The organism is Microseira wollei NIES-4236 (genome assembly GCF_020521235.1).
Lineage (GTDB): Bacteria > Cyanobacteriota > Cyanobacteriia > Cyanobacteriales > Aerosakkonemataceae > Microseira > Microseira wollei.
Window position 1 is genome coordinate 1 of sequence record NZ_BLAY01000097.1, and the last position, 21,645, is coordinate 21,645.

Here is a 21,645-nt window from a genome sequence, read left to right on the forward strand (position 1 = left end):
GCTCAGCCTGGTAATTCAGGGGGGGTGTGCCCTGGTTCCCTGGCTCAGCCTGGGAACGGATTACACCAGGCTCAGCCTGGTAATTCAGGGGGGGTGTGCCCTGGTTCCCTGGCTCAGCCTGGGAACGCATTACACCAGGCTCAGCCTGGTAATTCAGGGGGGGTGTTAATAGGAGGCTGGCGAATTCGCGATAAATTGGTTCTACACTTTCTTGAAATTCAAACTGGATTTCTCGATTAATTGCTACTAAGTCGCTCCGCAAAGATTGCAGGCTCTCAAATGCTTTATCGTAAGCTGCGATCGCTCGCTTTATCTCCCCCTCTTGTTGCAAAATTCGACCCAGTTGCCAAGCCGCACGCGCCACAATATCATCGGCTGCAATTCCTTGCACAATTTGCAGCACTTGCTCGGTTAAAACTTCGGCATCTTTCCACTGATCCTGAAGTTCGTACAGCTTTCCCACTTCAGTTAAAGCATACGCCTCGGCTCTGCGATCGCCCAGTTCTTTTGCCTGCTTCACCCCGATTGCCAGAATCTGGGCAATATCTTGTTTGGGAATGGGTAATTGTCCCGGATTTTTGTGTGTGCCTGCCAGTTTAATCAAGCTTTCAGCGAAATTCACCCGCGCATAAATCGAGTCTCGACTTGGGGATAAATTAGCTAATTTCGCCTGGATTTGGGGGATGAGAGCGACGGCTGCCTCCCTCTGTTGGTTGGCGATTAAAAGACTTAATTGATTGACTTGCGCCTGCACTTTTGTCAGGTCATCAGTTGCCAGTTGCGCGGCTTTTTCATAGTACGAAATTGCCACATCTTTTTTTTGCAACATTCTGGCAATATTCCCGATACTAAACAGCGTCACGCTCGTATCGGCTGGGGAATTCAGTTTATCGCTAATTTCCCAACTTTTTTCTAATATTTGCTTGGCTCTCCTAAAATCGCCAATCGTTTGCAGCGTCATGCCCAAACTTCTCAAACTATCGGCTTTGAGCAGAGTATCGGGTTGCGCTTGCATCTGTGCATTCACTTCCTCTAACAAAGCTATGGCTCGCCGATACTGCCCCATAGCTTGCCAAGCCAGAGCTTGGTTCATTCTGCTGCCCAGTTTTCCGCTTTCATCTTCTGCACGGGCGTAGGCTGCTTCTGCTTCTTTCCAAGTCTCTAGCGCTGCTTCTGTTTCTCCCTTCGCCAGTTGCTGAAGTCCCCGCGCGTTCAGCGCTTGCGCCAAGATAAAATTACCCCTTGCCTCCAGTTTGTCAATCCCTTGCAACAAATTGATACTTTGAGCAATCGTCTTCTGCGCCTGCTGCCATTCGCCCAACTGGTGATAAGCTGACGCGAGATAGTTGAGACTTTGTGCTTGATTGAGGGTTTCCTGGCGTAAGCTATAACCTTGCGCCGCTTGTTCCCACAGGGTGGCGGCTTCCCGAAACTGTCCCGCCTCGTAGCGAGATTTTCCCTGTTGTAGCAACTGCGACGCCGCTAACTGCTGCTGTACTTGGCTGTTGCTTTGGTAAAACGTTGTTTTAGAAAGGAATCGTTCTCCTTGGCTCACCTGCTCACCTGCTAGTGCTGGCACGATCGTTGTCACCAACAACACAGTCAGCACAAAGTAAACCGGCAAAGCGAAAGATGATTTCCAAAATACTTTCTTCCAGTTGCGCTTTGCTTTACTCTGCTTTTTACCAGGTTGGTGAAGGTTTGCCATAGGTTTAAATATCACCCCTTGCCATAACTTTCACAATTACCCCTTGGAGGGATTTTAGACGCGGGATGCCTCTGGGCTGTTTTAGAATCCCGTTAGTTATGGCTTAGGATCCAGACGTTCCAAAGGTTTGAGCGATTTAACGAACTCGATCTAAATCATAACTTTTATTCATTTTATCTCCTTAATTTTAAATTTATTTTAATGCTTTTTCCTCATCGAGTTGTCTCACCCAAAAGGATATATTAATTTGGCTAAAAATGGAGCGTTCTAGCATTGATATAAACAGATGACCATTTTTATTCAATTAAACTACATTTTGGCCAGAATTATCGCATCTTTTGCAAATCGTTGCAATGAGGAAATTGAAACCCAGGACGCACAGTAGTGCCGTTGGGCAGGCGCGCCACCAATTCTACTTGGCCTTTTTCATTCACCACCCAGCCGGTGGCTTCGACTATTTGAACCCTGGACTGGGAAATGGAAGATTGGGGATTTTGAGGGGAAGTATTTGCACGTTCGTTGGCAGAGGAAAAATCTCGCAGATCTTGCCAGACAGTCTGACTTCTAGCGACGGTAATAGCTGCGGTTGGATTTTCTGGTAATCCTCCTCTTCCGGTAATGGTAAACGAATTGCCTTCTGCTGCGGCACAACCAACAATAATTTGGTCGCTTGGATCGCTGACTTGTGCGGGTAATGGCAGCAATCCGGAACCAGGATCGACTTCCGGGGTGTTCAGGGATACAGTGCCGGAAACACCAAACTGAGAACTAGCAGTAATATCGCTAAAAGGGGTGAGTTGTGGCTGAAATGCCAGACCAAAAATACTGGTAGCATTAATATCAACATTGCCACCCCGACCGAAGAAAGCATTGGCTGTAATATCGCTATTTTCTGGGGCAAAGGCAACAACAAATCTTGAGTCTATCCTAATATTGCCGCCATCGCCACCTGCAGCCTCATTCCCGGCGTTAGTTGAAATCCGACTTTCTCGACGCAATACTAATAAATCTGACAACGCCAGGGAAATATTACCGCCGTCGGTACTAGCTGTTTCCGCAGAAATTTTGGCGTCATTGTTGAGAGTTAATCTGTTAGCTTGAACTTCGATATTGCCACCCCTACCGCTGCCTTTGCTATCGACTGAAATCGCCGCACTATCTCTAATTTCAATTTGTGCGTGATTGATGGAGATATTGCCACCATTCCCTGTAGAACCTCGGGTTGTATTAGAAAATAAACCTGTATATGCGCCGGAGAGAAAGACTGATTCGCTGGCATTAATATTAATATTGCCAGCATTTCCTCCACTTTCGGTCACAGCTTCTAACTGTGCGCCGTTGGTGACTGATAAAGATGGGGTATTAATAGTTAGAGTACCGCCTTGCCCGCTTGCTCCCGCCAAAGTTCCCACAAATGCACCGCTGGGGAAAAAAGGCGCCCCCGGATTGCCATCGAAGGAAACTGATTCGGTTGCATTAATCAAAATACTGCCGGCATTACCTGAAGATACAGTGCTGGCACTAATACCAGCACCATTGCTGACAGAAAGTTGACCCGTCTTAATTTCTATGACATTACCTTGACCTTGCGAACCAGGTAAAACTTCACTAACAATCGTAGTAGTAATCACCCTTGGTTCGGGACGATTGGGAGTGGGGAGCAAAATTGCCCCGTCAAGCGCAATCGATCTGGCTGCTTCAATATCAATTCTGCCTGCATTACCACGCCCCGCAGTAGTGCCTCTAATTTGCGCTCCCCCTGCCATTGAAAGAGAGCCAGTCTTAATTGTAATCGTGCCAGCATTGCCAATACTATTAGGTCTGACATCGCTACTAAAACCGCTGAAAACTCCAGCTTCATTCGTACCTGTGAGGGTAATCGAATCTAAGACAGAAACCGTCACATTGCCAGCATCGCCAATACCTCCTGTGAAGGAACGAACTTGACCGCCGTTAGTGGCAACATAGGTATTGGCATTAATCTCTACATCTCCAGCTTTACCGCCATTTGAGCTAAACGTTTCACTTCCTACCACAGATCGATCCAAGGAGATTGCATCAGCATTAATGATGACGTTGCCACCATTGCCACCGCGAGTCACATTCGATAATATAGCTCCGTTTGCTTGCAAAGAATTGGCGGTAATAATTAGCCTTCCACCCGACCCTGGTGCGCCTCTACGCACATTACTTTGCACAAAATTACTCAAGGAAATAGTAGGTGCGTTTAGATTAACATCTCCCCCTTGACCTGCACCGTAGGTGGCACTTTCAATGAAGGAATCTGCTGCAGCAGCTGGGGCTTGAATAATTGCCGATTGACTCCTAAGAGTAATGTTTCCTCCAACTGTCCCGTAGGAAAAAATTTGAGATGAAGGGGGCATGAAAATATCGCTCTTGGCGAGCAGGGTCATATCTCCACCCCTGCTAATATACCTGGGGGGAGAAGTAGAAAAATCTACCCCAGAAGTATCAAGAATGTTGGGGGTAACAATCCTTCCTCGCGAGTCAATTACCACGTTCCCGCCTCCAGCAGCATCGACGTTGGCAATCACACGGTTAACGGTAATGTCACCGGATAAAGCGGGATTGGGTTGATACTGATTGGTTAAAAAAACCAGTCCGCCAGGAGCGATAATTCTATTGATGGTTATATTGGCACTGGTTGCCGTTCCATTCGCGTTAGGAGGAGCAGAAAAACCCGTTGTCTCCCCTGTAATTCCAGGTGGATTGAAATTAGTTGTTCCGGCTCTGATATCAACAGTTGGTTCAAGATTGCCATTAATATAAACTGTTGTTACTCCATCAGAAAGAGTAACTGTTTCATCGAGCAATTTGGTAAAAGCTGTTCCTGTAATTTGAATCGTGTCAATATTTACACTTCCCCCCGCAAAAATATGGAGGGAAGCGCCTGTATAACTATTAAAACTAACGTCACCACTGGCGCGAATAATTGGGTCGTCGTCACTGGATAAATCTCCTCGATTGCCATTTATATTTTCGAGGTTAAAATTGCCGCCACTGTAGAAATGGGCGTTCGCACCGATAGGATTGGCGGAACGGAACGTCATATTTTGTCCGGAAAAGAAGCCGCTGGCGGGATGATTTAAGGCAAAGATGTCTATCTTATTCCCTTGGACTAATAATTGCTGTCCGGCGGCGGCAATGAAAGCATCGCTAATGCTGTCTCGCACCCTGAGATTATTAGCAGCTTGTAGGGTTAAGTTACCGCCTGCTTGTAACTGGCCTTGTAAGTCAAGATTGTTACCGACTAAAGTTAAGTTTTGCTGTGCGGACAAGTTGCCGGAGTTAGCGATCGCACCAGAGTCGGGCAACCAATCCCCTAACCCCGGACGCAGATTGACCGTCAGCAGGGGAGGCGATCCGGGATTGTCCGTACCGAACTGATAACCATTCTCCAGCACCAGGTTTCTGGCGGTGCTGGCGAAAAAAGAACCTGGGATATCGAGTCGGGCATTTTTACCAAAGATAATGCCGTTGGGATTAATCAAGTATAAATTGGCACGACCCAGCACTCCCAAAGTACCAAGAATTTGAGAAGCTTGATTTCCCGTAACTCGTCCCAGGATATTCTCAATTCCAGCAGGGTTGGCAAAATAGACACGTTGCAGATTACCGACGTTGAAATCTTGGAAACTGTGGAATAGATTGCTACCCCGAATTGCCCCTCCATCAATGCGATCGCTCAAACCATCTGGATGGAAAACATTCGGGGTAACGATCGAACGTTCGACGCCCAAACTGTTGTCTGGGATAATCTGTGCCAGGGTAGTTGTGGATAAGCTTAGGGTATAAGCGATCGCGCCACAACTTGCTAAGATTCCAATCCGGTAAAGCACCATATATTTGCCGAAGCGAAACAAAACATCTCTATCAGGCCAGAAACCCGGTTTCTATGAAAAATCGTTGGGAAAGGAAACCAGAGATCCAGGTCGAAACCGGGAAGCAAGCGCGTAAGTCCTGTATATGTAGGGTGGGTTAGCCAGCAGAGTACGGCACCATCTACCATACCCAGTGTCGTTGCGTAAGACCTGTCTATAAAACCACGGCAGCCATATTGACAGTAGTGACTCCTGTTAGGGAGATTGTACCACCATTTAAAGAAGTTAAATCCAGCTTCAGACTACCACCAATCAAATCGGCGAGGTTATCGATGGCATTGATAATACCATCACCATTACTATCCAAAGCACTGCTGCTGATGTTAAGTTGGCTGAGAGCGATTTTGTCTTGACTGATAAAATCGGTAATGATATCGTTACCAAAATCGGCGCCAAAGACAAAGGTATCGTTTCCAGATCCACCCGTTAAATTATCATCACCCCTGCCGCCGATTAAGGTATCCTGAGCTAGACCGCCGTCAATCGTATCATTGCCACCCAATCCAGACAAAACATCGCTGCCATTGAATCCGTCAATTTTGTCAGCAAAGCGAGTACCAGTAATTTGATCTCCCGCATTATCACCCCGCAGGTTAAAAGCGGGAGTAGTGCTAGATAGCACAAACTTTGGCAGTGAAAAATCAACATCAGCAGCACCGTTTCCCGATACAAAAGTCACTTGAGAAACATTACTATTGACGGTGATATGTTTAACTGACCAATTGCCATCAAAGTCAAAACCGCCAAGTTCTCGCAATCTCGTTTGAACTAAACCATTTCCACTCGAATCTTGAATCGTCACGTTTACCCCAGTGGGATTGGCAAAATTAAACGAGTCTAAGGCAGCTTGCAAATCGGCAAATGACCCCAGTGGATTGCCGTTACTATCGGTGACAGCTGCCCCTGTATCCGTCACTAATATATTGACAAAACTGGTTACAATTGGGGAAAACTCACCGCCTTCAAAGGTCAGATTTTGTGTCTCAGTGCCGTTATTAAACGCAAACGAACCCCCAGAATAACTTTCACGCCGATAAACGCCGCTTTCAATAAAATCAGTCAGCGCCTCAATCACTGCTTGTTCATCTTGCGTGTTAGACAGATTTCCATCAGCTGACAGATTCATCCAAGTCGCCAGAGCGGCTAAATATGCTGGATCGTTGATTTTCGCCCACTCCCCAAAAAATCCAGCCACACCAGTCTGACCAGGTTGTAAAAATTCCGAATTATTATAGTATGGATATCCGGAAGTTCCACCGCCACCATCTGGGTCTGGATTCAGGAAAAACGAAGGGTTAGAACTGTTCGGGTTGTTTAAATTTTCAACCGAAAAAACTTTGAATTGCTGTCCGTTATTTAACAACCCTTGAATTGCATAGGTAGAGACATCTAATCGGGCATTGGCTGTAATCGCTCCAGGGGTAATAATTTGTTGATTTACGGAAACGACTTCGGCATCGCTTGTAATATTTAGAAAGCCGAAATTCGCTCTCCCTTCCTTCGCATTCTTTTGGACATTGTAATTTAGGAAAAGCGTTGCATCAAAAGTTGTTTCATAATATTCGGGAAGGTGGGTATTCAAATTACCAGTGCCAGGACTTTCAGTTCCTAGCGTGCCGGTAAAATTAATCGGTGTAATGTAATCGTCACTGACTTTAGCATTGACAGTAATCGTCTTCGATGCGCCAGGGGCAATGCTGTTAAACTTCACCTCAACCGTTTGAGGATTGCCATCTCCGCCACCAGAAGTATCCAAGTTAATGCCACCATCAAGACCGAGACTTTGCACGGTTAATCCTACTGGCAATACCTGAGTCAGATCGTCTTTAATTTTGACATCTGTAGCGTTAGTAACACCATTGTTGGTGACTTTAATCTCGAAGGAAACATTATCGCCAGGAAGTGCCAGAAACTGTTCCGGCGTTCCATTGCCATCTCCATCGACTTCTTGAGTAACGCTGGTAAATTTTTTGGTTAAATCCAGCTTCACCACAGGAGCAAGGAGACTGGTATAGTCATCTTCTGTGGGGTCGTTATTATTGACGGCTGAATCTGGATCGAATTGTTTGGCAGCAACGATTTCTGCGACGTTGGTGTAGGCGGAAGCGCTGGCTACATTCAGAATTGTACCCGTAAGGGTTAGAGTTGCATTACTTCCCGATGCTACAGTGCCAACATCCCAAATACCAGTCTGACTGTTATAAGTCCCAAAGCTAGATGTGGCATTGGTAAAGTTAATCCCAGAAGGCAGTAAATCTTTAACTTTTACACCCGTTGCATTGGCTGGCCCGCTGTTATTTAATGTGATGGTGAATGTAACCGGATTACCCACAGTCAAGGCAGTGTTGGATACTGCTTGAGTTAGGGACAAATCGGCTAAAGGACCCAAAGCAGTTGTGGTAGCGTAGGAGAATTCCTCAAAACCCGACTCGGCATTCTGAAACTCTGCATAGGTGTAGATATACGGATTGCCTGTAAATGCACTTCCGGGTAAATACACAAGCACATCGCCCACGCCACTCCCTGAATTGAGACTGGCATCTAATAGCACTGTCCCATTTAAGTTAATGACTGGATTTAAACCACCCAACTGACCTGTAGTTGAGTTGTAACCTGTGAGATTGGCATTTGGTGACTGAAATACTTGTAATTTGCTTAAGGCAATTTGAGGATTGCTATTGCTTTCGTTCAGGTCAATGCGAAACTCGTAGTAGGTAGTATTGTCAACGGTAATGGTAGGCAAATCGCTCAGAAGAATTGCCTTTGTACCCTGCTTCTGCGTGTCGAATTGCTTCGTTCCGTTTGTGTTGTAGCCTCTTTCGAGAGTGCTGCCTTGTCCTGATCTGAGACGTAGAAAAGAAGTGGTCGCGCCACTTCCTCCAGGATAATTTGTCAAAGAAAATAGGACAGTGTTTCCTAATGAGTCTTGCAGCGATCCGTTACTTTGCAAGCTGGGGTTTGTCAAATCTAGTGTCATGATTGTACCGATTATCTGCGATGGAGTTTATCTGAGGATTCTAGAAACCGTAGAAACCGGGTTTCTTGCTGCGAACGCGAGTGCTAGGGGTGTGCATATCTCTAGTTCCCAAGCGACAATTTTTCAGATAAACCCGGTTTCTTGCTGCGATCTCTTTCAGAGAAACCCGGTTTCTTTCCTGTTTATCTGAAACTAGATGCACCCGATGAATCCTTTCTATCTGTTGGCGATCGATCCCACAAATCTTCTCAGTTTCGGCTCACCAGGGATAACTACCCAAACGGACGAAACAAGCTTGAATTCCGCGCCTAACAGGTCTTTCAGTAATTCTCCTTATACTTTATTAATTTAACACCAGCTAAGCCCGATCGTATATGAAGATTTGATGAACTTCAATAAAGTTTTGGTGCGATTGTCCCTATCCTTCAAGTAATTTATTTTAATTCAGCAACAATTTTTTTTGGCTTATGCTTAAATAAGCCAAAAGGACAGTCAATAGATGAGATGAGAGCAGAAATGCAAGAGGTTAAGTCGCCATAATTGAAACAATTATCTGTAAGTAACGCAAGTTGCTAGGTAATAGGTTGTGACATTGGTCATTGGTAATTGGTAATTGGTAATTGGATTAATTGGCAGTAGGGGCTACTTTAACGAGGCCATCACCAAAGTTTCGACCATGCTCTCTTTCCTGGCTCAACAATTTTTCACAGAAACAAAGGTGATTTGATCAGAAACCGGATTTCGACCATGCTCTCTTTCCTGGAGCAACAATTTTTCACAGAAACAAAGGTGATGGCATGCTTGCAAGTCATCAACCCGGTTTCAGAGTTAAATTCTCGCTGTCAAACCCACGATTTTTCACAGAAACCGGGTTGATTTGCCAAGGGATGTAACTAGCAACTTGAGTTAAGTAATTAACGCAAGTTGCTAGTTATCTCTCTCATATCATGTCCGCGAGAGATCAGTTGTGTATAGTTGATTGTGCGAAAAAGCGTTTTTTCTCCCCTTTGCTCCCCCATCCCCTTTGCTCCCCCAGCTCTCCAAACGCAACCGATGCAACCGGACACGATATCACAGCGGCTGGCTAATGGCTAATGGATCGATTGGTAAAAATCCAAGATTAGCAAGCTTGCAATTAGCCATTAGCAAAGCGCTTGTTTATAACTAGCAACTTGCGTTAATTAGCTCTGGAAATAGATGCACCAGCTCAACCCGCAATTGTATTTAGGCCGCATTTTATCCGCTGGCGATCGCAGGAATTTCTAGCAACTACCCACAAATGAGCAATCGGCTGTCAGACCGAACCTAAATATATTTTTGATAAAATTAATCTTATCTAATTCAGGAATTACGCGTTTTTTTGCGTAAGTCCTGGACAAGCTTTTAAGCCAACTCTTCCATCACTATCCGTCGCATTATCTCGGTCACTTCCGCCGCGATTCTGGCATCCATTTCCCTAGCTTCTCGATCGATATCTCGCGGATTTAGAGCTTTTGCTGCTCTGAGTGTCATGGCAAAAGTTCTCAATTTGGAGGGGTTTCCCGTGGCATTGGGACGCCTGTCGATCAACTGTACGAGTGCTGTGTAAGTAATTTCGTAGCGATTTCTGGCATCACTCGACCCCCAGCCTACTTTAGAAATAATAACTGGATCTTTGATAACATTTTGCAAGCCCAATCTTTCAATGGCAATATCAATGTAACGCGCTCTATCTGTTCCCATTGCTCTGGCAAGGCTTTCGAGGCTGTACCACTGAGCATTTGGCAGCCTTGCGGCAGATGGTAAATGATAGTGCCATCCTAACATTGAAATCAGTCGAGTTAAATCGTAGGCAGAGACAAGATTGTCTCCGCGCGGTTCTTCTGGTGCAGCTTGAGCGACAATTCTTTTGGCTTTGCGATCGTAAAGTTGTGGTGAATTAAATAACGCATTCTCTCCATATCTGCCTTTAAAACTGAGGCTGGTATTACCTGTTATCTGTTTCAGCCAATTTTCTAATCCCGAATAGGTTTCAAACCGCTTGAAGGTTAAGCCAAGAGAGTTGGAACTGCCAAATTTTGCCCGATAGCTGACTAGATCGATCGCTAACTCATGAAAAGGCAATCCTTCTGTACTTCCCGCAGCTCTGACTACACAGTCGTCAATGTCACAATTGATAAAGCTTTTATTGATTTTACAGATGAGATTCAAGATGGCAATTATTTTGGTAGCACTCCAAAACTGAACTGAATCGAGGGCATTTTTCCCTAACCAGTTGGCTCTGATTTCTCCATTGACAAAGCTGCCAACGCAGACGCAGGCTTCTTTGATATCTGGGTGTAAAAAGTTGAGAGTGCTAGTGTCAATATTGGGTTTGATTCCAACTTTTGGATAGGGGCTAAAGGTGACGGTACGAGTCGGGTTAGAAAGGGCGATCTCTTCCCCAAATGAGACGATTTGAACGTTATCCGTTTTCTGGAGCAGGCGATTGGGATAGGTTGGGATATCCTTGTTGTAAGGGGAATTTTCTATTTGGCGATCGCGTATTCTTAAATTCCCCTCGGAAAACCCTTTTTCCGATAGCAGCAGCATCTCAAAAACTTTATTCCTGTCTTTGGCTGTTTTCAGCCGCAACTCTGCTACATTCGGATCTAGTAAAGCTTCTGCGATCGCTTTGTCTATCACTCCCTTACTCGTGTTGTCAAGTCCTTTAATCTGGCAGAATTCATTCAAGGCATTTTGCGTGCGTTCCCCCCAATCCCCATCCCACCATTGACCCGCCGGGTATAGCCCCCAAGCACTGAGAATTTTTTGAATTTCTAAAATTAACTGACCATCTTCTTTAAGTTGGGCTAGGGTAATTGTGCGATTTTGTTGGACTATCTCACGCAGGTTCATAGCTCGTGGATAAATTCTTAAATTACAATATTATCCTATCTCGCTTTCGAGTTGATCGGCTGGCTAATGGCTAATGGCTAATGGCTAATGGCTAGTCTGAAAAGAGCCTGTCGAACATTTATTAACTACATTTTTGGCATAAATAATCGCAATATTGGCAAATCGTTACAATTAGGATGTTGATATCCAGCAACCACTCCAGGCGCAGGCGCTACCAATTCTACCTGACCCAAACCATTTATTACCCAGCCAGTGGCTTCTACTATTTGAACGGGCGGATTGGATTTCTTTAATTGAGAATTTTGATGTGAAGTATTCCCAGTTTCTGTAGCTGGTGAAAAATCTTGTAAATCTCGCCAAATTGTCTGACCTCGAATAGTCGTGCTTGGGTCTTCTGGTAACCCTCCGCGTCCAGTAACGGTAAAAGAATTACCTAGCGCTGCTGCACATCCCACAATTACTTGGTGACTGGGGTCAATGGGAGTGGTGTTTAATTCAACCAATCCCTCAGAAGTGTTGACTTCGGGGTTGTTAATCGCCACAATACCGGATACGCCAAACTGGGAACTAGCGGTAATGGCACTATTGGGAGTGGTAAAAAGACCTGTTGCGTTAATTTGGATATTTCCTCCTCGCCCTTGGAAAGCGTTGGCGGTAATGCGACTTCGTTGTAGAACAGCGATAGTATCTGCGTTGAGAGTAATGTTGCCCCCATTGCCTGTCCCGCCTGCTTCTGCTGTGATTTGACCCAGATTGCTGATTTGCAAAAAGCGGGCATTCAACATCATATTTCCCCCTTCTCCCGATGCGGTAGCAGCTGTAATGCGTCCGTTTCTCTCCACAACAATCTGTTCTGCACTTATGGTCAAATCTCCACCCCGACCAACCCCTTGATTGTCTACACCAACTTGACCCGAATTCGAGACAATCAATTTGGGGGTATTAATCATGAGAGTGCCAGCATCTCCAGAAGGTATTGTTGGCTGGCCTAAAATTATTTGAATGGGCAGATTCGTTAATACTGATGATGATATAAAGCTGTTTAATGAAGTATCAGGGTCAATCCCACTAACTTCGATGGATTCTGAAGCATTAATTGTCAAGTTTCTATCCGCTGCGTTGACTGATGTAGGATTGCTAATCAGTCCTCCATCCCTACTAATACGCCCGCCATCCCGAACAATTACTCTAGATGTTTCGATAGTTAAATTTCCCGTAGCACCAGAACCATTTGGCCCTCGCCCTACCCCGATACCACTACGAATGCGTTGTGCTAACGGACTGATGGGATTTACGCCAATTACTTGCACCGATTCTGTGGCTTTTACCCATAGATTACCTGTTGGTCCAACACCAAAGCTTTGATCTGCCAAAACTGCACCGTCAATCACCTGCAAGCTGGTAGTTGATATGGTCATATCTCCCCCATTTCCTATACCGAAAGTTCTGGCCCGGATGCCGCTATTACTCTGAGGGCTAAACGGGGATGCTCCTATCACTTGTAGATCCCGATTAGCCGCGACAATAATGTCACCACCACGGCCTTGACTAAAGGTAAAAGACATGATGTTTGCCCCACCTCTTACTAATAGATTGGCGGTGGTAACCCTAATATTACTGCCATTTCCTGCTCCTACTGTTTGAGTCCTCAAACCACTGGGAATACCTTTGGGGTTATCTCCACTCAATTCTATTAATTCTGAAGCGAAGATGGTAATTTGCCCTCCAGGTAAAGCTCCTTGAGTGTTAGTGAAAGCTAGGGAACCATTGCTCATAGTTATCTGCCGTCCTACTATTTGGATACCGCTACCCCCGCTACCGCTGGCATCCAGTAATGCGGCATTAGATAACCGAATATCTCCGTAGTTTTGCACATTTGAATAACTCAAAGTCCAGGGTCGATTAATATGATTTAGGTTTACCTGTCCACCAGAAATACTACCGAGTTCAATTCGTCCGCTTTCTGTTGTCAGGAGTCCACCATCTAGAGTAACCTGTCCACCAATTAAGGCTAGGGTATTGCCCGGTTTTACTTGTAATCCCGACCTGTTACTGGTCTGTTCTAGGGGCGCGGTGCTGGGATGTCCTTTAACTGCAAGCTGATGTCCTGTACCAGAAACATTGATAGAACCAGGATTTGAACTTAATTGCAAGCCAATCGGAACGTTGATGCTTAGTAAAGGTGTACCTTGGGGATTTTTGGCACTAAAAATACTACCATCGGCAAATTGGATGCTGTCAGCGGTACTGCTAAAAAACGAACCCCCGATATCCAGTTTGGCGTTGGAACCGAAGATAATTCCGCTAGGGTTAATTAAAAACAAATCTGCCCTTCCGTTAGCGCGAATTAACCCGTCAATCTGGGAAACTTGCCCTCCAGTGATGCGAGTGATGATGCGTTCGATGGTCGCAGCATTGTTGAAAAATGCTGTATTGCCAGTAGGAACAGAAAATTCCCGGAAACTGTGGAATAAATTGCCGCCTGCGGTTGTTCCTCCGTCGATGGTGAAAGTATTGCCATCTGAGTTAACGATGGAATGATGCGGCAAGGTGGCATCGGGGACAATTTGGGCAAAGACAGGACTGTTGAATGTCAATGCAATGATTCCTAACAAAACATAGTTAGGACTGACGCGGCGACGCGGCGACGCGGCGACGCTCTGAGTTTTACAGCGGATTGCTTTCTTAGTGAGGTACAGCCTTAAGGCTTCGTTTGTCAAGCGGCAGCATTAATGCTGCGCGCTTGACAAACAAAGGTGTACCTCATACGACTGCAATCCGCTGTAATTAAGGGCGATTTGCCTGACATCATATCAAACCAACCTACAAAGAAATGGCGAAAGTATTGTTCAAACAACCGGGTTTACGCAAAGAAACCGGGTTTCTCTCTAGGTCGAAACAAAGGTGATGGGTTCGTCGTTGGTAAGTCCTATTTTGCACTCGTTATCTTAGTCGTTGCAAGTCGTTGCAATTAAACTCAGGATGCACGCGAGTTTGGTCAGGCATACTCGCCACCAATTCTAGTTGTCCTTTTTCGTTAATTATCCAGCTGGTGGCTTCGATTATTTGAACCGGCGGTTCAGATTTCTGGGATTGAGGATTTTGAGGGGAGGTATTTGCACTTTCTGTGGCAAAATCTTGTAAATCTTGCCACACAGTCTGACCTCGAATCGTAGCAGTTGGATCTTCTGGTAAACCGCCGCGTCCGGTAACTGTAAATGAGTTGCCAACTCTGGGAGTACAGCCGACAATTACTTGGTTGCTAGCATCGGTGACTTGTTCTGGTAATTGAACTAATCCAGAAGCGGGTTCTACTTGTGGATTATTGATAGTGACGGTGCCGGAAACACCAAACTGAGAACTAGCAGTAATATCGCTATTAGGCGTTTGTGCTGCACGAAACTCCAGCCCCAAAATTCCTGAGGCAGTGAGTTGAATGTTGCCGCCTCTCCCCTCAAAGGCATTAGCGGTTATATCGTTATTTTCCCTGGGAATTGCGATAATTAACGGCGCATTAATCGCAATATTTCCGCCATCTCCGCCTGCACCTGCCGTTCCGGCGGTAGCCGTAATTTGGCTATTTCGACGCATCAGTAATAGGCCATTTACTTGCAAGTTAATATTGCCGCCTTGTCCAGAAGCTGTGGCGGCTGCGAGCGAGCTTTTGTTATCCAAATTCAGAGAACCAGTTTGAATTTGGATGCTTCCTCCGATGCCTCTTCCTTGATTGCTGACGCTGGTGGAAATTTGGCTATTATTATTAAGTAAAACCCCATCGGTTGCCGAAATCAAAATTTGACCTGCATCTCCTTGTCCGGAAGTACTGGCACTGATTCTCGAATGATTATTGAGGGATAATCGTCTGATATTGAGGTTAAGCGTTCCGCCGGTACCAATTGCGGTTGATTCAACGCTACTGGAAATGTAACTATTATTAGCTAGGGAAAGTTCATCGGCAGTAATATTCAATTGACCCGCATTTCCTTGCCCTTCTGTCCGGTTGAATATTTGAGTAGTATTCCTGACCGTAAACAAACGAGTAGTGATGTTTATATCGCCAGCATTCCCCCTAGCTCCTGCTCTAACTTGGCTGAATATATTAGAGCCTATTACAGCGTTATTATTCGCATCTATTAAGATGCTTTCGCTGGCATTAATGGTGATATTGCCTGCATTTCCTTCCCCATAAGTATTGCTATTCAGCTCCGCGCTAGTTGTTATAGATAGAGAGCGGGTATTAATCTGAATCTCTCCGGCATTGCCAACTGCTGATGGCCCTGCCACTGTGTTGTATATTCGAGAACCATCACTCATTAATTCCCCGGACAAAACAACTGTATCGCGGGCATTAATAACGATATTGCCTGTATTTCCTCGCACATAAGTGCCAACTTCTATTCTGCCGCCCTCGACTATATTGACATTCTGGGCATTAATTCTCACACCACCCGTGTTTCCCTGAGCAAAATTACTGAGATTCAAACGACCAGCATTGGCGAGTCTAAGATTGTCTGCATCTATGAAAATGTTGCCTCCATCGCCGCTGCCACGGGTAACGTTAGAAATTATGGCATTATTAATGTCTACATTTCTGCCATTGATAGTAATATCTCTGACTCGACCTGCCCCGAAAGTTGTGGCGGTGATTTCTCCCGTAGATTGCATGAGCAACTGCTGGGTATTAATGTTCACTCTGCCTGTATTTCCATTGCCTTGGGTGAGGGTGAACAAACCACTTTTTGCTCCATAATTCGGGTTGAAGTTGTTGGGGTTTATAGGGTTAGTTGGCAAAGCGTTTCCGGTGCCGCGATTTTGCAGCGATACGTTGAGGGTGTAGGTGTCTCCCCGGTCAACGCGATCGCCTTCTAATAGCTGTATGCTGTTTGCTACTGTATCGAATTCTCCAACGCCAATGACGTAGGTTCCGGGTGAATTTATTGTGGTAGAAAGATAAGAGTCTTGGGGAGCAATACTTCCGTCGCCGCCGCTGGCTAGAATTGAATCGTCATTGTTTGCCAATACTTCTCCCGTTCTCCGATTGAACAGAAAAATTTCTGTGTCTAAACTCCCCGGAATTGCTTCATAGCCATCGCCGCCGTCAATATCTACAATGACGCGGCTGTTGGGTGCAGAAATCGTAAAAGAGTAATAGTCATATTGTTGATTTGCCGCTCCTAATACGGTGTTTCCGCTGATAATTTGCTCGGGAGTACGCTGGAGAGAAACATAGGGAATTCCATCAGCACCCGATGCTTCTACATTGGGGTTCGGTGCGGTACTCAATGGCAATTCATCCAGATTATAGACGAGGATGCCTTCAAAGGGAGAGGGAACAAAATCTGTACTGTTTCCAGCGATCGCTACCTGTCCAGATGCGTTAATGGTAATATCTCCCGCTGCACCGCTGTGGGTGGCTAAGGTCACAATTTGTCCGCCACTTTCTATGACTAAATTATTGACGTTAATCTCAATCGCGCCGCTATTGCTGCTGCTATTGGTGACGGTGGCAATAAATCCTCGATTGGCTAAACGCAGGTTTCCTGGAGTTTGAGCAGCTTGATTAATAATAATATTTCCCCCCGCGCCGCTGTTGGTGTCTTTTGAATGACTGAGTATGCCGCTAAACAGTCCATCGGATGTGAAACCAGAAATATCTATATTGTTGGCGTCAAGTCGAATATTCCCTGCATTTCCTGATGCTTGAGTAATCGTTGTAATTCTGGCACCTGTGGTTAAATTAATCCCATTGGCAGCGATGTTAATATCGCCCCCATTGCCTAATGCGCCAGATTGTACCGTATTGGCGATCAGACTGCGATCTCTCAAGTTCACCTCTCCCCCCGCATCGATGGAAATATCTCCCGCCCATGCGCCTGCTAGGCTGCTATTAGCAGCAATTCCAGCATTGAGTTGAGAACCGCCAGACAGGTCGAGGTTGTTCGCGTGCAGCGTGATGCTGCCGTTATTGCTGGATGTGACGTCGGCGATCGCACCATTGCTCAGTGCAATATTACCTCGCGCGACGCCAACGGGTAAAGAAGTTGCACTTCCAATTGTGACAATACCTTCTCCTACCAATCCACCCAACGCCACTTGACCCCCTGGTGCGAATAATCTCCCCCCATCTATGCTGACGTTACCGCCTAAAATGGCTAAGGTTTGATTGGGAGAAACTTCTAGGCGAGACTGTCGCACTTCCACATTCCCCCCATTAGTTCCATACTGCAAACCAACGGGAACATTGATTGTTAGTAAAGGTGTCGCTTGGGGATTTTTGGCACTAAAAATACTGCCATCAGCAAATTGGATGCTGTCGGCGGTACTGCTAAAAAACGAACCGCCAATATTTAACCTGGCATTTGGACCAAAGATAATGCCACTAGGATTAATCAGAAATAGATTAGCCGTTCCGTTGGCACGAATTAATCCATCTATGTTAGAGATATTGCCACCCGTTACCCTCGTAATAATGTTGTTAATTGTGAGGGCGTTGTCAAAATGTGCTGTTTCCCCCGTGCGGACGTTAAATTCTCGCAAGCTGTGGAAAAGGTTACTGCCTGCCGTTGTGCCGCCGGTAATCTGTTGAATTTGCCCTTGCTGATTCACCACCGAGTTATTCGGCAACGTGCCGTCGGGGACAATTTGGGCATTAGCACCCTGAGTAGTTACCAATCCTCCTAGTACTAGCGGCATAACTTGGACAAATTTCAGTGCCGATTTCATGGCAATAAACCTTGGCGAGCGTTGCATCTGTCAATTTCAGCGAAAAGCTGATATTTTGCTTGAATTTTTCAAATTATATCAAATCCGGTTGCATCGGAATGATTGGCCTTTCTTGGTAATTGGTAATTGCTCGCTTGCTAATTGCTAATTGCTCCTAGAGGTCCTAATTCCGATGCAACGGTCAACGATATAAAAGTCCGCCAAGTATTTAAGTTCATATTAAAGCAATCAAACCGATACAGTGCAATATACAGGAATGACACAAATCACCTTTGTTTCTCTACGAAGAAACCGGGTTTTTGCCAAAAACCCGGTTTCTTTTACATTCTTTATCTTAGGGTTGGCAAATCGTTGCAATTAGGCTCAGGAGACACGCCTGTTTGGGTAGGCAGATTCGCGACTAATTCTACCTGTCCTAAATCGTTAATTATCCAGCCAGTTGCTTCTACTAATTGAACGGGTGTATTGGATTTCTTTGATTGGGGATTTTGCGCGGTGGTATTCGCCCTTGGCGTTGCGGTGGCAGCATTACGCACATCGCGCCAAATTGCCCGACCTCTGAGGGGATTTGTTGGACTTTCGGGTAAGCCGCCGCGTCCGGTAATGGTAAATGAGTTGCCTCTAGTCGCCGCACAGCCAACGTTGATTTGGTTGCTCTGATCGGTAACATTTTCCGGTAATTGCACTAATCCCGCAGCGGTGTTGACATCGGGGGTGTTAATGGTAACCGTGCCGCTAAACTGTGGCCCTAGTTCGGAGGTGGCGGTGATGTCGCTGTCTGGGGTGGCTGCGGTGCGAAACTGAGTGCCAAAAATAGCTTGCGTATTTATTGTTACTCGTCCGCCAAACCGCAGTGCGTTGGCGGTGATGTCGCTGTTGCCGAGTGCGGCTAATGTATCTGTGCGAATATCGATATTGCCCCCATCGGTGTTTTTGGCGTCGGTCAAGATGCGGCTCTGATTCAATAATTGGAGATGGCGCGATCGCAATTCTATATTCCCCCCTGCACCGGCAAAGGTAGTCGCGTTGAGACTGCTACCATTCTGAAGGCGAATCGAATCAGCTATGACGGTTAAGGTTCCAGCATTGCCGCTGCCAAAACTCCGCACGTCGAGAGTTGCCCCATCCCGCACTGTTAATACTGGGGTTTTAATCGTTAAGTTGCCTCCATTCCCGCTGGCTATCAGCTGAGATATATCAATCCGTCCCGATGCGGTGACTAAGCTAGAGGGAATCCCGCCTACTTCCGATTTGCCTATAAGTTCCACCGACTCGGAAGCTTCGATGGTGAGGGTTCCCCCTGTTCCAGATCCTACGGTAGCGGTGGATATGCCCGCTCCATCTGCGAGGGTTAATCTGCGAGTGCGAATGGTTAAATCTCCGGCGGGGGATGAACTGAACGTCGTCGTACCGGGACCGCTGGTGACTACACCCTGAAGCTGTCGTTCTCGGCTAACGGCTACAGCGCCACTCAATTCTACCGAGTCTCGCGCTTCGATCAGGATATTCCCACCCTTGCCGCCAAAGGTAATGAAACCCGATGCCACAACACCCCCACTATTGGCACCGATGACTCCACCTTCGCCCATGATTAACCGTCCCGTGGTAACGCGGATGTCGCCTCCGGCGCCGGTGCCAAATGTGTTGTTGAAGATGCCGGTGGGTGTGAAGGCATCGGGTAGGGTGCGGCTAATTTCGACAAAATCCGAGGCATTGATGGCAATATCTCCTCCACGTCCGCTTCCTAATGTGGGGGCCGATACTAAGCTGCCATCCCGGATAGTGACTTGGTTGCCATCGATGGTGATATTCCCTGCCGCACCTTGACTACCCAAGGTGGTGCCGCTGCTGAGGATGGAACCAACTATGTCTACCGAATTAGCCCGGATGTTCATATTGCCACCAGTAGCCCGATCGTTACCAAATGTTCCGCTGAAGGCTAGCACACCATTCTGGAGCGTCAGCGAATCCGCAACGATGCTAATATCCCCCGCTGGTGCGCCATTTGCCGTCACGGCAAACAAGCCACCCGCGCGATTGCTTGGGCGCAACTGCCCCAACAAAACCTCAGTCAACAACTGTTCCAGGCTATTAAATCCCATCCCGACCAAATCCGCCCCCTGGGACGCTCGGATCGTCAGATTTCCTGCTTTTCCCGTACCCAAATTGCTCGCTGACAAGTAAGCCGTACCTTGTAGCAAGAATTGTCCGGTTTCGACGGTGAGGTTCCCACCCGCTCCCGCTCCCGTTGTATCGCTTGCTACCGCTGTAAATTGCGACTGGTTGGCGCCAGTTATTTGTACTGACTCGCTTCCCCTGATGGTTAGATTGCCCCCCGGTTGGTCACCTTGTGTAATCGTTAACACTTGCGAACCCTCGGCGATGGAGATGCGCCTTCCCAGGATGGCGATCGCGCCGCCCCCGACTCCACTCGCATCTACAATCGCTTGTTGAGAAAGTTGAATATCCCCATAGTTAGTTATTGGTTGTGCGGTGTCAATCGCCAATTGTGCGTTGCTATTAACAATTGACACCGGACTATTAACAACTGACCACAGCTCGATTCTGCCAGCAGGTGCTTTCACCTGTCCCCCTTCCAGGAGCAGGTTTCCACCAATTAACCCAATTGTTTGATTGGGCGATACTTGCAATCCGGCGCTTTGACGAACCACTATATTGCCCGGATTAGTACCCAATTGCAAGCCAATCGGGACGTTAACGGTTAAAAGTGGTGGATTTTGCGGATTTGTGGCGCTAAATTCCAAATTATCGCCAAATTTGATGCTGCTAGCTGTACTGGCAAAAAACGAACCGCGGATATTTAACCGTGCATTGGCGCCGAAAATAATCCCACTCGGATTAATTAGAAACAGATTTGCCTTCCCGTTGGCACGAATCAGTCCATCAATGTTAGAAATTTGTCCGCCCGTGACGCGAGTGATAATGTTATCTATCGTTACAGCATTATTAAAAAATGCTTCTGAGTTTGTAGGCAGAGAAAATTCGCGAAAGCTGTGGAATAAATTGCCGCCAGAGGTTGTTCCCCCATCGATGGTGAAGGTATTGCCAGAAGGAGTGACAACGGAATTATTGGGTAGGGTGGTATCGGGGAGAATTTGGGCGACGACAGAGCTATTTAATGCCAATCCACCGATCCCTAACAAGCAGCTGGCGATCCATTTCACGGCAACAAACTCCTGTTATTATTTAATCTGCTTATTATAGCATAAAATATATTTTTTTTATATCTGATATTTTTGAGATTTATCAAGTAGGAAAAGTCGGAAAAACCGATGGCCGATCTGGTAGGTGATATCATGTCCGCGAGAGAGCGGTAGTGTATGGATGGCTAATAGCTAATTGCTCGCTTGCTAATATAGTATTTTTCCTGATTGAGCCAGCGATTAGCTATTAGCATTTACACAACCGTTGATACCGGACATGATATAAGGCTTTGC

General features: G+C 46.3%; 9 protein-coding genes. 1 reads left to right on the top strand and 8 read right to left on the bottom strand.

What is annotated here, in order from left to right:
• The 4 genes from MiSe_RS28120 to MiSe_RS28135 form a co-directional block, all read right to left on the bottom strand.
• A partial coding sequence (locus tag MiSe_RS28120; RefSeq protein WP_226586722.1) for a tetratricopeptide repeat protein occupies positions 1-1,708 on the bottom strand: 1,708 nt, incomplete at its 3' end.
• 326 nt (positions 1,709-2,034) lie between these two features.
• On the bottom strand, positions 2,035-5,592 hold the full coding sequence (locus MiSe_RS28125) for a two-partner secretion domain-containing protein (RefSeq protein WP_226586724.1): 3,558 nt from the start codon (positions 5,590-5,592) through the stop codon (positions 2,035-2,037).
• A gap of 172 nt (positions 5,593-5,764) precedes the next feature.
• Positions 5,765-8,587, bottom strand: coding sequence for a DUF11 domain-containing protein (locus tag MiSe_RS28130; protein ID WP_226586726.1), 2,823 nt, complete (start codon positions 8,585-8,587; stop codon positions 5,765-5,767).
• A gap of 40 nt (positions 8,588-8,627) precedes the next feature.
• Entirely contained in the window at positions 8,628-8,789 is a 162-nt protein-coding gene (locus tag MiSe_RS28135) for a hypothetical protein (protein ID WP_226586727.1), read from the bottom strand.
• A 545-nt stretch (positions 8,790-9,334) separates the two neighbouring features.
• Between MiSe_RS28135 and MiSe_RS51245 the strand changes: the two genes are divergently transcribed.
• Positions 9,335-9,463: a hypothetical protein gene (locus MiSe_RS51245; RefSeq protein WP_264196715.1), complete on the top strand. Its 129-nt coding sequence runs from the start codon at positions 9,335-9,337 to the stop codon at positions 9,461-9,463.
• Between the two features lie 507 nt (positions 9,464-9,970).
• On the opposite strand, the gene MiSe_RS28140 is transcribed toward MiSe_RS51245, so the two are convergent.
• From MiSe_RS28140 to MiSe_RS28155, 4 genes are all read right to left on the bottom strand, one after another.
• A complete protein-coding gene (locus tag MiSe_RS28140) occupies positions 9,971-11,464 on the bottom strand; it encodes a peptidoglycan-binding protein (RefSeq protein ID WP_226586728.1) in 1,494 nt (497 codons plus the stop codon).
• A gap of 125 nt (positions 11,465-11,589) precedes the next feature.
• A complete protein-coding gene (locus MiSe_RS28145) occupies positions 11,590-14,184 on the bottom strand; it encodes a two-partner secretion domain-containing protein (RefSeq protein ID WP_226586729.1) in 2,595 nt (864 codons plus the stop codon).
• A 223-nt stretch (positions 14,185-14,407) separates the two neighbouring features.
• Positions 14,408-18,187, bottom strand: a complete 3,780-nt coding sequence (locus MiSe_RS28150) for a two-partner secretion domain-containing protein (protein ID WP_226586730.1) — start codon at positions 18,185-18,187, stop codon at positions 14,408-14,410.
• 329 nt (positions 18,188-18,516) lie between these two features.
• Positions 18,517-21,372 (bottom strand): two-partner secretion domain-containing protein, encoded by a 2,856-nt coding sequence (locus MiSe_RS28155; RefSeq protein ID WP_226586731.1) that lies wholly within the window; start codon positions 21,370-21,372, stop codon positions 18,517-18,519.
• Positions 21,373-21,645 lie beyond the last annotated feature (273 nt).